The following is a 14,012-nucleotide window of genomic DNA, read 5'->3' on the forward strand; positions in this document are numbered from 1 at the left end:
CCCGAGCCAGGGTTCCGGCCGAGGCCAGGGTCAGCTGTGCGCCTCGATGTAGGCCACGGCGTCGCCGACGGTCTTGAGGTTCTTGGACTCCTCGTCGGGAATGGTGACGCCGAACTTCTCCTCGCAGCCGACGATGATCTCGACCATGGCGAGCGAGTCGACGTCGAGGTCGTCAGTGAAGGACTTGTCGAGCTGGACGTCCTCGACGGGCACGCCGGCGACGTCGTTGACGAGTTCGGCGAGCTGGGAGCGGATTTCTTCAGTGGTAGCCATGTTGTCTGGTTTCTCCTTCTGGGGTTGACGTGGCTGGGCCCGGCGGTGCCGGGGGTTCAGGGGAGGGTGACGACCTGGCCGGCGTAGACCAGGCCGGCGCCGAAGCCGATCATCAGGGCGGTCTGCCCGCTCTTCGCCTCACCGGAGGAGAGCAGGGCGTCCATCGCGATCGGGATCGAGGCCGCGGAGTTGTTGCCGTAGTGCTGGATGGTGCGCGCGACCACCACCTTCTCCGGCAGCTTGAGGTAGCGCAACAGGGTGTCGGTGATCCGGTTGTTGGCCTGGTGCGGGATGAACACGTCCAGTTCCTCGGGGGTGATGCCGGACCGCTCCAGGCAGGTCGAGGCCGCTCCCGCGATGAAGCTGGTCGCCCACTTGAAGACCGCGCGTCCGTTCATGCCCAGCGAGGGCCAGGTGCCCTGCTCGACGGCGTGCTTCCAGTCGTTGGTCTGCCAGATCGCATCGGTCTGCTCGCCGTCCGAGCCCCAGACCACCGGGCCGATGCCGTTGGTCTGGCTCGGGCCGACCACCACCGCGCCCGCCCCGTCCGCGAACAGAAAGGCGGTGGCGCGATCGGTGATGTCGGTCATCTGCGACAGGGTCTCGGCGCCGATCACCAGGACGTGCCGGGCCTGCCCGGCACGGACCAGGGCCTCGGCCTGGGCCAGCCCGTAGCAGAAGCCGGCGCAGGCGGCCGAGATGTCGTAGGCGGCGGCGTCGGTGATGCCGAGCCTGGTAGCCAGCGAGGGTGCCAGGGCCGGAGTCTGGTGGTACCAGGAGACGGTCGAGACCAGGACGGCGTCGATCTCGGACGCGGTCAGCCCTGCCCGTGCGATGGCGGTGGTGGCGGCGTCCAGGCAGAGGCTCTCCAGGCTCTCGCCCTCGGCCAACCAGCGCCGTTCCCGGATACCGGTGCGCTGGGTGATCCATTCGTCGGAGGAGTCGATGAACTGGCACATGTACTCGTTGTCGAGCACGCGGCTGGGGACTGCGGAGCCGACCGAGAGGATCCGCGCGTAAGGAGATCCGGTGCTGGCCTTGAGGGTGGTCACGAAGCTGCTCCTGGGGTGGCCGGGTCACTGTCTTGGTCAACAACACTGTCTTGGTCAACAACACTGTGTCGGGCGATGAACTCGCGGGCGTCGGGGATCTGGTCGGGGGTGTTCAGGCTGAACAGTTCGACCCCCTTGAGGTTGCGCTTGGCGATGCCGGTCAGGGTGCCGGACGGCGGCAACTCCAGCAGGCCGGTGACGCCGAGGTCGGCCATGGTCTGCATGCACAGATCCCACCGGACCGGGTTGGCCACCTGCTTCACCAGCCGGCCGAGGTAGTCCGCGCCGCTGTCCACCACAGCACCGTCGGCATTGGACAACAGCCGAGTGCGCGGCCGACCGGTCTGGATGGCGCCGGCCAGCCGGGTGAGGTGGGCGACCGCCGGTTCCATATGCACGGTGTGGAAGGCGCCGGCGACGCTGAGCTGGATCAGCCGGGCACGGGCCGGGGGAGCGGCACTCAGTTCGGCGAGCTGTTCGACCGTCCCGGCGGCCACGATCTGACCCGAGCCGTTGTTGTTGGCGGCAGTCAGGCCGGCGGCGTCGATGGCGGCCAGGACCTCGTCGGCGTTGCCGCCGACCACCGCCATCATCGAGGTGGGACGGACCGCGCTGGCGGCGGCCATCTGTGCCCCGCGTTCCCGGACCAGGACCAGCGCCCGCTCGGCGCTCAGCGCGCCCGCCAGGGCGGCCGCGGCGAGTTCGCCGACCGAGTGGCCGGCCAGCACCCCAGCCTGCGCGGTGACGTCCGTGCTCAGTTCGGCGGCTGTGGCCAGGCTGGCGGCGACCAGGAGCGGCTGGGCGATCGCGGTATCCCGGATGGTCTCGGCGTCTGCCTCGGTGCCGTAGTGGGCCAGGTCGAGGCCGGTGACGGCGGAGTACCAGGCCAGCCGATCGGCGAACCGGGGTTCGGCCAGCCAGGGTGTCAGGAAACCGGGGGTCTGGGCTCCCTGCCCGGGAGCGACGATTGCGAGCACGCCTCTACTCTGGCCCGTGCCGACCCCGGTTGTGGGCGATGACGTCACGAAAACAGGGTGGCAGGTTTTGTAGGGTTTCCACAATGCTCATCCGGGAACCCGCGCGGACAACGCAAGTCGGCTTGTGGGGGTCGGCTGTTCCTGAGAGCTTGCTGAGCCATTCGTCCCCAACCGGCGTCAGTCCAGCAGCCGCCCCAGGGTCAGCGCCAACTGCAGGACGTAGGCATCCCGGGGGTCTCCGGCGGCATAGCCGGTGATCTCCTGGATCCGGCGCAGCCGGTAGCGGACGGTGTTGGGGTGGATGTAGCGGGCGCGGGCGGTCGCCTCGATCGAGCCGCCCTGGGCGAGGAACTCGTTGAGGGTGACGATCAGATCGCCGCCGGCCTCCACCAGGGGGGAGTAGATCGAGCTCACCAGCAGCCGTCGGGCGTGGCCGTCCCCGGCCAGGACGCGCTCGGGCAGCAGGTCGGAGGAGGCCACCGGCCGGGGCGCCTCCGGCCAGGCGTGGGCCGCCCGGATGCCGGAGAGCGCCGAGCGGGCGCTGCGGGCGGCGTCCGCCAGGCTGTCGACGATCGGACCGGCCACCACCGCCCCGGGCGCGAACTGGTCGGTGAACTCGCCGACCAGCGTGACCAACTGGTCAGAACCGGCCAGCTCGCCGCCGATCACCACCACCAGCCGGTCGCCCTGGGGAGCGGCCAGCACCTCGAAGCCGTGCCGGGCTGCGATCCCGCGAATGGTCTCGATCGCGGCGCCGGGATTGTCCGGAGCAGGGCCGATCACCACCGCCAGTCCGGTCGGAGACGACCAGCCCAGCGTCGAGGCCCGGGACACCACCGACTCGTCGGCGTCGCCGCGGATCACCGCGTCCACCACCAGCGCCTCCAGCCGGGCGTCCCAGGCGCCGCGGATCTCGGCCGCCCGGGCGTACACCTCCGCCGCGGCGAAGGCCACCTCCCGGGAGTAGTGGACGATGGCCAACTGCAGCGGCGGCTGGTCGTCGTCGGGCAGCTGGGCGATCTCGGTCTCGACGGTGTCGATCGTGGTCCGCACCAGGTCGACCGTCTGGTGGAGGGTGATCCGGCGGGTCAGCGCGCGCGGGGCGGCGTCGAAGATGCTGCGCGGCGGGGCAGCGTTGCCGCCGTCCGCGAACCAGTCGATGAAGCCGTCGATGCCCGACCGGGCCACAATGGTGATCCAGGAGCGGGGTTCGGCCTCGAGTTCGGAGAACCAGGGGTGCTGCTCGGCGATCCGGGTCATCGCCGCGGTGGTCAGGCTGGCGGCCGAGGCCCGCAACTGCCGGGCCAGGTGGGCTCGGGCGCTCTCCGACGGCCACCACGGTCCGTCCGGTGCTGCCGCCACAGGATCACCTCTCTTCGATTCCCACCGACGTGGCGGCGATCCGGTCGCCGCGGGGTCTGTGTGCCACACGATAGGCGCGGCGACCAGCACGGCACCACCTCGCCGGCCCGGCCTCTCACCCCTGTCCTGCCCAGTGTGCAGGGGATAGGCCGGGGCGCGGGAATAGGCGATGATGGCTGGTAGGTTGCTCCGACGGGCCACAAGCCCACGGAGTCGCCGGGAACGAGGGGAAGGAAAGCATGCCAAGTCGCGAACCGAAGGGGCCGATCCTGAACGGGTTGCCCACGAACCTGCCGGACATCGACTCCGAGGAAACCTCCGAGTGGCTCGACTCGCTGGACGCGATGATCGACACCGACGGGCGAAACCGTGCCCGCTACCTGATGCTCAAGATGCTGGAGCGTTCCCGCGAGCGGCATATCGGTGTGCCCTCCCTGGTCGCGACCGACTACGTCAACACCATCCCGGCCGAGCAGGAGCCGTGGTATCCCGGCGATGTCGACCTGGAGCGCAAGTTCCGTCGGCTGGTGCGCTGGAACGCCGCCATCATGGTGCACCGCGCCCAGCGACCGGGGGTCGGCGTCGGCGGGCACATCTCCACCTACGCCTCCTCGGCCACCCTGTACGAGGTCGGTTTCAACCACTTCTTCCGTGGCAAGGACCACCCCGGCGGCGGCGACCAGGTCTTCTTCCAGGGTCACGCCTCGCCCGGCATCTACGCCCGCGCCTTCCTGGAGGGCCGGCTGACCGAGGACGAACTCAACGGCTTCCGGCAGGAGAAGAGCCACCTGGTCGACGGCCGGATACGCGCCCTGCCGTCCTACCCCCACCCGCGGCAGATGCCGGGCTTCTGGGAGTTCCCGACCGTCTCCATGGGCCTGGGCCCGATCGCGGCGATCTACCAGGCCCACTTCAACAAGTACCTGCACAACCGCGGCTTGAAGGACACCTCGCAGCAGCGGGTGTGGGCCTTCCTCGGCGACGGTGAGATGGACGAGGTGGAGAGCCGCGGCGCGCTCCAGCTGGCTGCCTACGAACAGCTGGACAACCTGACCTTCGTGATCAACTGCAACCTGCAGCGCCTCGACGGCCCGGTGCGCGGCAACGGCACGATCATGCAGGAACTGGAGAGTTTCTTCCGCGGTGCCGGCTGGAACGTCATCAAGGCGGTCTGGGGCAGCGGCTGGGATCCACTGCTGGCCGCCGACCGGGACGGTGCGCTGCTCAACGTGATGAACAGCACCACCGACGGCGACTACCAGACCTTCAAGGCCAACGACGGCGCCTACGTCCGGGAGCACTTCTTCGGCCGGGATCCGCGCACCGCGAAGCTGGTCGAGGGCTGGACCGACGACCAGATCTGGGCGCTCACCCGCGGCGGCCACGACTACCACAAGGTGTACGCCGCCTACGATGCCGCCACGAAGTTCACCGGCGCGCCGACGGTCGTGCTGGCCCACACCATCAAGGGCTACTTCCTGGGCTCGCACTTCGCCGGCCGCAACGCCACCCACCAGATGAAGAAGCTGGCGCTGGACGACCTCAAGCAGTTCCGCGACCGGCTCGACATGCCGATCTCGGACACGGTGCTGGAGGAGGACCCGTACCAGCCGCCGTACGTCAACCCGGGCCCGGACGACGACCGGATCACGTATGTGCTGGAGCGCCGGCGCATCCTGGGCGGTGCCGTCCCGGAGCGGCGGGACTCGCCGCAGCCGCTCAAACTGCCCCAGGCCCGCGCCTACGACGGGGTGAAGAAGGGCTCCGGCGCGCAGCCGGTGGCCACCACCATGGCCTGGGTGCGGCTGCTGAAGGACCTGATCCGGGACAAGGAGTTCGGCGCGCACGTGGTGCCGATCATCCCGGACGAGGCCCGCACCTTCGGCATGGACTCGTTCTTCCCGACGATCAAGATCTACTCCCCGCACGGGCAGGGCTACACCCCGGTCGACCACGAGCTGATGCTGGCCTACCGGGAGGCCAAGAACGGCCAGATCATCCACACCGGCATCAACGAGGCCGGCTCGGTGGCAGCCTTCCAGGCGGTGGGCTCGTCCTACGCCACCCACGGGATTCCGATGGTGCCGATCTACATCTTCTACTCGATGTTCGGCTTCCAGCGCACCGGTGATGCGATGTGGGCGGCCGGCGACCAGCTGGCCCGGGGGTTCTTCATCGGCGCCACTGCCGGACGCACCACGCTGACCGGCGAGGGTACCCAGCACATGGACGGCCACAGCCACATGCTGGCCGCGACCAACCCGGCGGTGGTCGCCTACGATCCGGCCTACGGCTATGAGATCGCCCACATCATGGAGGACGGCCTGCGCCGGATGTACGGCGAGAAGCCGGAGGACGTGATCTACTACCTGACCGTCTACAACGAGCCGATGCCGCAGCCGGCAGAGCCGGAGAATGTGGACGTCGAGGGCATCCTCAAGGGCATGTACCTGCTCAAGGAGGGGTCGTTCGATGGCGTCAACCCCGATGCCCGCCGCGCCCAGCTGCTGGCCTCGGGCGTGGGCGTGCCGTGGGCACTGGAAGCCCAGGAACTGCTCCGCAAGGACTTCGGTGTGGTCGCTGACGTGTGGAGCGTCACCTCCTGGAACGAGTTGCGCCGCGACGGGCTGGAGGCCGACGAGCAGACCTTCCTGCATCCCGAACTGCCGGCCCGGGTGCCGTGGGTGACCCAGAAGCTGCAGGGCCGTCCCGGCCCGGTGGTAGCGGTCTCCGACTACATGCGCCAGGTTCAGGACCAGATCATCAACTGGGTGCCCGGCGACTTCGCCTCGCTCGGTGCGGACGGCTTCGGCTTCTCCGACACCCGCGCTGCCGCCCGCCGGTTCTTCCACATCGACGGCCCGTCGATCGTGGTGCGCACCTTGCAGCAACTGGCCCGGCGCGGCGAGGTGGACCCGAGCTGGCCGGCCCAGGCCGCCGAACGCTACCGGCTGCTCGACATCACCGCCGGCAATTCCGGCGCCGTCGGCGGGGACTCCTGAGCCGGGAGTGCACGGGCTTCTTTGCAGTGGCGCGGCAATCTGGCAGGCTTGAGCCAACGAGCAGCCAGTGACGTGAAAGAGGGGTTACGCGCGTGAGCACCGCGCCCGGTCCGACCAACCGAGCTTCGGCGATGGGCTTCGCCAGTGGCGCGGTCGTGCAGGAACTCGGTTGGGACGCAGACGTCGATGAGGAACTCCGCGAGGAGGTCATGGATCTCATCGGCGAGGAGTTCGTCTACGAGGCGCTGGAAGCCGTGGACGTGGTGCTGCTGTGGTGGCGCGCCGAGGACGGCGACCTCGCGGACGGCCTGATGGATGCGCTGACCGACCTGGCCGATCACGGCCGGATCTGGTTGTTGACCCCGAAGGTCGGGGGCGAGGGCTATGTCGATCCCGCCGAGCTTGCTGAAGCGGCGCTGGCCGCTGGCCTGGCGCTGGCCAATCCCGCCTCGGTGTCAGACCGGTGGCAGGCGCACAAACTGGTCCGCCCCAAGGGCATCCGGCGCTGAAGCCGACAGCGGAGAGGCTGGCCTGATGATCGGACCTCGACAGCGACTGGTTGCGGCGGCCGCCGCGATCGCGCTGCTTGCCGGGTGTGGTGGACCGGTCCCCGGACAGGTCACGCAGGCCGCGCCGCCGGTGACGTCCCCGGTCGCCACGTCCGGCCGGGTGCTCCCGGTCGCGCCGCTGGCGGTCCGTTCTGGTCCCTCGGCGCCCGGCCCGCGGATCACCAGTGTCGCCAACTTCCGCGATGTCGCCGGCGATGGCCCCGGACTGAAGCTCACCGACGGCACCCGGATGGCCGTCGGGGTGGTCTACCGCTCGGCGAGGTTGAAGCCGATCTCGGCCGCCGACAAACGCCGGCTGGAGAAGGCGGGGATCACCGACATCTACGACCTGCGCACCCCGGCGGTGGTGAAGAAGGCCCCCGACCCGGCGATCAAGGGGGCGACCTGGCACGCCTCCAACATCTTCGCAGTCAAGGCCACTGCGGCGGTCAAACCCGCGAGTGTGGCCAAGGCGAAGGCGCACATGAAGTCGGTCAACCGCAGGTTCGTCAGCGATCCCGCCCAGCGCAAGGCGATCGGACGGGTGCTGCGCGGCATTGCCGGCGACAAGGGCCCCGTCCTGGTGCACTGCACCGAGGGCAAGGACCGCACCGGCTGGATCTCGGCGATCCTGCAACTGACCGCGGGGGCGAGCGAGAAGACCGTCATCGGTGAGTACCTGCTGTCGAACAGCTACCGCAAGGCGCTGATCGAGCAGGACGTGGCCAAGGCCAAGCGCTCCGGCGGTGCGAAGGCGGCGGCGATCAAGCGCGCGCTGGTGCAGGTCGACGCCAGCTACCTGAAGGCCGGGCTGAGCGAGTTGAAGAAGCGCTACGGCAGCCTGAATCGCTACCTGACCAAGGGCCTGGGGCTGTCGACGTCGACGGTGATGTCGCTGCGCACGCAGCTCCGGGCCGGCTGAGAGCATCCGTACACTTCCCCTGTGGCATCGGTACCGCAGTCCCCGGCGACCCTGGCCCACCTGCGGCGGGCGCGCGACCTGATGGATCGCGCCTACGTTGAGCCGCTGGACGTCCCGACCATGGCCAAGCAGGCACTGATGTCGCCCGCGCACTTCTCGCGAGAGTTCAAGATCGCCTACGGCGAGACCCCGTACGCCTATCTGATGGCCCGGCGGGTGGAGCGGGCGATGGCATTGTTGCGGGACGGCTGGGCGGTGACCGATGCCTGCATGGCGGTCGGCGCCACCTCGCTCGGCTCGTTCAGTTCCACCTTCACGCGCCTGGTGGGCGAGACCCCGAGTGGCTATCGGGCACGCCCGCACGAGGCACTGGAGGCGATGCCGCCCTGTCTGGCGAAGCTGCTCACCCGCCCCGCTCGCTTCCGGTGATCGAGCAGGATCGGAGAAGCGACTCGCGGTCGGGACACGTAGCGTGGCAGCCATGACAGACATTTCCCTGCTCTACTGCCCGATCACCGTGGACGACGTGGACGCCGCCATCGGCTTCTACCGCGATGCCCTCGGCCTCGAGGTCACCAGCGACGTCGCCTCCGACGGCCACCGCTGGGTGACCCTCGGCTCGGGGGGCCCCACCGGCCCGGCCCTGGTGCTCTCCGATCCCGCCGCCGGCCGCTCGCCCGACGACGGGGAGGCGCTGCACCGCCTGGTCGCCAAGGGCTCCGGGCCCGGCCCGTACGTGTTCTTCGCTGCCGATCTCGACGCCACCTTCGAGCGCGCGCAGGCTGCCGGCGCGGAAGTACTGCAGGAGCCGATGGCCCAGCCCTGGGGCGTCCGCGACTGCGCCTTCCGCGACCCCGCCGGCAATCACATCCGGATCAACCAGGCCCGCGACTGACCGGCCCGCTCGGGCACCGACGCCGCCAGGCCAGAGGCGCTACTGGTGGCGTCCGGTTCGTCGCAGCGCCAGCCCCAGGCCGAGCAGCGCGACCGCCAGCAGCACCAGCCCGCCGATGGTCGCTCCTGTGATCGGGAGGACATTCGGGTCGGGATCGGGCGTCGGCGTCGGGGTGGGCGATGGACTGGGGGTCGGTGTCGGGCCGACAGCGGCGAAGCTGTTGATCACGGTGAGGGTCGGTGTGCTGTTCTGGGAGAGGCGCAGGACCACGCCGTCGCCGAGCGGGGCGGGGTCAGCCGTGCCGAGCCGGTAGGTGATGGTCCGAGCGCCGCCGGAGTCGGTCTCGGCGATGGTGCACTCCGCTCCGGCCAGAGCGGTCACCGACTGGTGTTCGCCCTCGGCCAGACTGAAATCGGGGGCGCCGACCGGCGCAATGACGACGGTGGCCGCCGGTGACTGGTCCCGGTCGAGAGCGGTGCAGCCGACGGTGAAGCCGAACTCCGGGACCGCCGACTCGCCCTTGACCTGCTTGGTGACCGCCACGCTGCCGAGCTCCCAGTCGTAGGTGATCTCGAAGGCGTCCGTGCCGTCCACCGGAATCACGGCGGGATCACCCAGCACCATCCCTGTGGCCAGCCCGGTGTCGGCGTCGACCAGGGCGCAGGTCCAGCCGGCCGGCAGGTCGTCGATCCCCGCAGCCAGGTTGCCGGCGGGATCGAGGGTGAGTCGCCCGCCGTCCGGCAGGTGCATGGTGACCCAGCCGTTGTCGAGCTGCTGACGGCAGGCGACCTGCACCCGGAAGCTCCGGCCGGCCCCGTAGACGGACGCTCCCGGGCCGGTGAGCTGGGCGGTGACCGTCAGGTTGCCGACCTCGAAAGTATTGGTGATGGTCACCACGTTGGCGGCCCCGGCGGGAACGGCCAGGACGCCGACCCGGCGATTCACCGGGGTTCCTGCTGCGAGCACGGTGATCTGCGCCGAGGAGTCGGTGATCGTGGCGTTCGGGTCGGTGGCGCGGTAGCTCACCTTGCTGGCGTTGTCGTCGGAGGTCTCGGCCACGGTGCAGCTCGCTCCGACCGGGAGGTTGACGATGGTCGCGTCCTGGCCGCCGGCCAGCGCGAACGAGGTCGGCGGGTTTCCGGCCGGGACCAGATGCCGGCCGTTGAACCTGCACTCGGTCTGGATCGGGAACTCCAGGTCGGCGTGCAGGTCGGCGCCGTTACCGGCCAGGACGTTCGCGATGTGCAGGTCGGCTCCATCGAAAGTGTTGGCCACGGTGACGGCGAGATCGCTGCCGTCGGCCGGGACGACCACCGCCGCGTCGGCCGGGTCGAGGGTGACCGTGCTCGCCCCACCGTCGCCGGGCTCGGTGACCGTGCAGTGCGCCCGTCCCGGCACTGTCACCGCGAACGAGCCTCCGGTTGCCGGAACGGTGAAGACCGGGCCGCCGAGCGTGCCGAGGGTGAACAGCGGCCTGCCGTCCAGGGTGCACTCCAGCTGGATCCGGAAGTCGGTGTTGGCGGCATAGGCCGCCGACCCGTCGACGGTGGTCGTGACCGTCAGCTGCGAGGTGACGAAGTCGTTGTCGAAGTGGACGGTGGTCGGGGTACCGTCGGCGTCCGGGGCCTGGACGGTCACCCGCAGCCCGCCGTCGATCTCGGTCGGGTTGCCGGCGTTGGTCGCGGACGGGGTCACCACGCTGGCGCCACCGTTGTCGGCCTGGACCACGTCGCAGCGGGCGCCGACCGGCAGGAGGGGGACCTGCGCTGCTCCAGCGGCATGGCCGAAGGTGAAGGTGGTGGAGTCGACCTCGTCGCCATTGAACCGGCAGGTCACCTCGATGTCGGTGGTGCCGGCGAAGACCAGGCCGTCCCCGTCGGCGAGGGTCTCGACCTGTAGGGGCGCGGCATCGAAGGTGTTCTCGATGGTGACCCCGACGGTGGTCTGCTCGCCGATCGTGACCGTGGCCGAGTCGTCGTCGGTGGTTCCGGTCGGGTCGTTGCTGGTGGTGAAGGAGGTCGACGTTGCCCCGCCGGTATCGGTCTCACGCACCGTGCACACCGAGCCGGTCGGAATGTCGTCGTCGGCCATGACGTACCCGCCGCCGGCCGGCAACTGGACCTCTTCGACGACAGCCGGGTCGTCGCCCAGCACGCAGCTGAGCTCGGCGGTGGAGGGCGCTGTGGCGAACTGCGTGCCTGTGCCCGTGACGACCTTGGTCAGGGCCAGCGACCCGTCGGCGAACAGGTTGGTGACCGTGACCTTGCTCGACCCGTCCGCGGCGATGGTGACCGTCCGGGCGGGGGAGAAGGTGGTGGAGGTGGCCTGTTTGGTGTCGTTCTCGGTGACCTCACAGCTGGCGCCGACCGGGATCTCGTCCTGCACCACCTGGTTGCCGGCCCGCACGGTGATGGTGTCGGAGCTGATCGCACGACTGCCGAACCGGCAGTCGACCTGCATCTGGTAGTCGGTGTCGAAGGGGAAGTTCGGGCCCTCGGCAATCACCTGCTTCGCCACGGTGAGCGTGCTGGTCTGCCAGGTGTCGGTCACCACGAACTTCGTGAGGGTGCCGAGCACGATACCGGTCAGCGGATCGGTCGAGGTTGCCACGTCCGGGTCGCTGACGGAGTACTCGACCTTCGTCGCCGACCCGCCGGACTGCGCCAGCGAGCACACCGCACCCAGCGGCAGGTCGGAGATGATCAGGGCGCCGCCGATCTCGGAGAACTCCAGCATGCCGTGGTTGTAGGGCGGCGGCAGCGGCAGCAGGAAGGGCTTGCCGCCCATCGTGCAGGAGAACTGTTCGACGATATTGCCGCGGGAGAACTGGGAGGCGCCGGCGACCTGGACAGTGATCTCGGCGGAGGTGAGCGCATAGCTGTTGCGCATCGCCACCGCGTTGTCGCCGGCGACGATCTCGATGGTCTGAGCGTCGGGGCGGACCGCAGCGTCCCCGTCCCCGCTGGCCGGCTCGCTGACCGTGCAGCTGGCGCCGATCGGCAAACCCGGGTAGTGCAGCTGGCCGTCGGCCTGCACCTGCTCGGACGTGTCGAGCACCGTCTGGCCGCCATAGGTGCAGTTGCTGTCGATCTGGAACGGTCCGACCGGGTAGAGGTAGTCGGCCGGCTTGTCGACCGGCACGAAGACGCTCAGCTGGGCGGTCTGGCGCACCAGGATGAGGATCACCAGGCCGTCGTTGTGCTTCTTGCCGGCAAAGTGAAGGGCCGAACTCGGGGCGACCTGCGGGTCGCGCACCCGGGTGGCGTCGTAGTAGGACGAGCCGGCGCCGCCCCCGCCGCCGCCCAGGCCAAGCCCGCCGCCGTTGCCGCCGGCGCCACCTTGGTAGCCGCCGCCCCCGCCGCCTCCGCCGCCGCCGGGATCGCCGCTGTGGCCCAGGCTGCCGGAGTTCTTGGCGCTGCCGTCATCGTTGCGTTCACAGCCGCCGCAGCCGCCCGAGGATCCGGTGTCCTTGCCGCTGCCCGCACCGGCCCTCCCCCACCCCAGCCCGGCCTCGCCGCCGTCGCCGCCCTGATCGATGTCGTCGGCGTGGCCGCCGGCCCCGCCGCCACCACCTGCAACCAGCAGCAGCTTGCCGCCGCCCATGATCGCGGTGCCACCACCACCGCCACCACCGTCATGGGGTGCCCCGGAGGCATTGCCGCCGTCGGCGCCGTAGCCGTAGCCGTTACGGCTGTTGTCCCCGGCACAGCCCACAGCGATGCTGAGATCCTCACCAGGCAGGGTGTCGAAGGTGCCCATGGCGAGTGCCGCGCGGGCCGGCGAGTTGGCGTTCGAACCGCGTCCGCCGTTGCCGCCGATGGCGATCGCGATCATCTCGGTGCCCTCGGGCGGGCTGTAGTGCTGCCAGGGGACGTCATGGGTGTGCGACCCCGGCTGGCAACTGAAGCTGACCTGCTTGCCGGTGGGCAGCAGCTGGATCTGGCCGGTGGCGATCGCTCCGGTGCCGTTGAACACCTCGGTGGCATCGCTGCGGACGTGGTTTGACCCGCCGCCCCCGCCGCCGCCGGCCTGGTGGTACTGGTCGGCGTCCTCGGGGCCGTCGTTGAAGCCGACGAACACCCCGATCCCGCCAGACTCGCCGGCCCGGTAGCCACCGCCACCGCCGCCACCGGGCGGGTTGATCTGGTCGCTTCCGGAACTCTCGCCGTCGTGGCCGCTGGTGTAGCCGCCGCGGCCGCCGTTGTCAGGCGCGCCGTCGGAGTACTCGTCGCCGTCCTCGCCGTCCTCGCCGTCCGGGCTGCCCGCCCCGCCCTCGCCGCCGACCAGGTTGTACTCGTCGAAGGTCGAACCGGCTCCACCACCGCCGCCAGCGACCACGAGCGGGTCCTGTTTGCCGTGGGAGTCCACGATCGCGCTGGCTCCGCCGCCGCCCGCACCGTCGTGCAGGCCGGGGATCGAGTTGGTGCCGCCGTAGCCGCCGGTGCCCCAGCCCCGTCCACCGATGTGTGAGTCGCCCTGGGTGGCAACCCACAGCGTCAGGTCCTGGCCAGGGGTGACCGGGATCTCAGCGATGACGATCCCGCCGGCGCCGGGCGTCCCGGTGTGGGAGCCGACCGCTCCCGAAGCGCCACGCACCACGGCGAGGACCCGGGTGAGCCCGGCCGGGACCGTCCAGGTGTACGGGGTGTGGTCGGCGCTGGGGCCCAGCGTGCACGAACCCCCGGCGGCGATGGCATCGCACTGGCTCACCGGCGTCGGGTCGGGTGCGGCTGCTGCCGGGGCTGGCGGACCTGCCACGCTGGCGACGACCGCGGCCGCGAGGATGGCCAGCGCGCTGGCACCCGCGGCGAGCGGGTGGGTGGACGGGAACGTTGCGTTGGGGCGCATGAACACTCCGGGGCATCGTGGCGGAAGCGGGCAGTCGGGTGCAGGCTGCGACACCTGTGCCGACCGGCCCAGCCTCGCGGGCAGGCCCCGGGCAGCGCATCAGTAGTCGGTACTGGTTTGCCGTGGCCAGACG

At 70.2% G+C, this 14,012-nt stretch carries 10 protein-coding genes; 5 read left to right on the forward strand and 5 right to left on the reverse strand.

From position 1 onward, the window contains the following. Positions 1–30 precede the first annotated feature (30 nt). The 4 genes from VB080_RS09360 to VB080_RS09375 form a co-directional block, all read right to left on the reverse strand. Positions 31–273 carry an acyl carrier protein gene (locus VB080_RS09360; RefSeq protein WP_323418172.1) on the reverse strand — a complete coding sequence of 81 codons (243 nt, stop codon included), beginning with the start codon at positions 271–273 and terminating at the stop codon, positions 31–33. A 56-nt stretch (positions 274–329) separates the two neighbouring features. After that, positions 330–1,325: a beta-ketoacyl-ACP synthase III gene (locus tag VB080_RS09365; protein WP_323418173.1), complete on the reverse strand. Its 996-nt coding sequence runs from the start codon at positions 1,323–1,325 to the stop codon at positions 330–332. Further along, positions 1,322–2,302: an ACP S-malonyltransferase gene (locus tag VB080_RS09370; RefSeq protein WP_323418174.1), complete on the reverse strand. Its 981-nt coding sequence runs from the start codon at positions 2,300–2,302 to the stop codon at positions 1,322–1,324. Before VB080_RS09370 ends, VB080_RS09365 begins: the two co-directional genes overlap by 4 nt. Before the next feature lie 177 nt (positions 2,303–2,479). Continuing rightward, positions 2,480–3,562, reverse strand: coding sequence for a helix-turn-helix domain-containing protein (locus VB080_RS09375; protein ID WP_323418251.1), 1,083 nt, complete (start codon positions 3,560–3,562; stop codon positions 2,480–2,482). Between the two features lie 341 nt (positions 3,563–3,903). On the opposite strand from VB080_RS09375, the gene aceE reads away from it, so the two are divergent. The 5 genes from aceE to VB080_RS09400 all read left to right on the forward strand — a co-directional run bounded on the left by aceE (position 3,904) and on the right by VB080_RS09400 (position 9,031). Further along, complete coding sequence (aceE, locus tag VB080_RS09380) at positions 3,904–6,666, forward strand: pyruvate dehydrogenase (acetyl-transferring), homodimeric type (RefSeq protein ID WP_323418175.1); 2,763 nt, start codon at positions 3,904–3,906, stop codon at positions 6,664–6,666. Between the two features lie 131 nt (positions 6,667–6,797). Then, positions 6,798–7,175, forward strand: a complete 378-nt coding sequence (locus VB080_RS09385; protein WP_323418252.1) for a DUF3052 domain-containing protein — start codon at positions 6,798–6,800, stop codon at positions 7,173–7,175. Between the two features lie 25 nt (positions 7,176–7,200). Beyond that, positions 7,201–8,136: a tyrosine-protein phosphatase gene (locus tag VB080_RS09390; RefSeq protein ID WP_323418176.1), complete on the forward strand. Its 936-nt coding sequence runs from the start codon at positions 7,201–7,203 to the stop codon at positions 8,134–8,136. A gap of 81 nt (positions 8,137–8,217) precedes the next feature. Further along, positions 8,218–8,565, forward strand: coding sequence for a helix-turn-helix transcriptional regulator (locus tag VB080_RS09395; protein WP_323418253.1), 348 nt, complete (start codon positions 8,218–8,220; stop codon positions 8,563–8,565). 52 nt (positions 8,566–8,617) lie between these two features. Beyond that, complete coding sequence (locus tag VB080_RS09400; protein ID WP_323418177.1) at positions 8,618–9,031, forward strand: VOC family protein; 414 nt, start codon at positions 8,618–8,620, stop codon at positions 9,029–9,031. A gap of 39 nt (positions 9,032–9,070) precedes the next feature. Here VB080_RS09400 and VB080_RS09405 read toward each other — a convergent pair whose 3' ends face one another. After that, the gene (locus VB080_RS09405) at positions 9,071–13,879 is read right to left on the reverse strand and encodes a DUF5979 domain-containing protein (protein WP_323418178.1); all 4,809 of its coding nucleotides are present in this window, start codon (positions 13,877–13,879) and stop codon (positions 9,071–9,073) included. Positions 13,880–14,012 lie beyond the last annotated feature (133 nt).

The sequence above is a fragment of the Propionicimonas sp. genome, assembly GCF_034927565.1.
Lineage (GTDB): Bacteria > Actinomycetota > Actinomycetes > Propionibacteriales > Propionibacteriaceae > Propionicimonas.

Coding starts and splice junctions, on each gene's coding strand:
- VB080_RS09375 (WP_323418251.1), bottom strand. CDS start 3,562: ATGACCCGGATCGCCGAGCAGCACCCCTGGTTCTCCGAACTCGAGGCC.
- VB080_RS09395 (WP_323418253.1), top strand. CDS start 8,218: ATGGATCGCGCCTACGTTGAGCCGCTGGACGTCCCGACCATGGCCAAG.
- VB080_RS09385 (WP_323418252.1), top strand. CDS start 6,798: ATGGGCTTCGCCAGTGGCGCGGTCGTGCAGGAACTCGGTTGGGACGCA.
- VB080_RS09390 (WP_323418176.1), top strand. CDS start 7,201: ATGATCGGACCTCGACAGCGACTGGTTGCGGCGGCCGCCGCGATCGCG.
- VB080_RS09360 (WP_323418172.1), bottom strand. CDS start 273: ATGGCTACCACTGAAGAAATCCGCTCCCAGCTCGCCGAACTCGTCAAC.
- aceE (WP_323418175.1), top strand. CDS start 3,904: ATGCCAAGTCGCGAACCGAAGGGGCCGATCCTGAACGGGTTGCCCACG.
- VB080_RS09405 (WP_323418178.1), bottom strand. CDS start 13,879: ATGCGCCCCAACGCAACGTTCCCGTCCACCCACCCGCTCGCCGCGGGT.
- VB080_RS09400 (WP_323418177.1), top strand. CDS start 8,618: ATGACAGACATTTCCCTGCTCTACTGCCCGATCACCGTGGACGACGTG.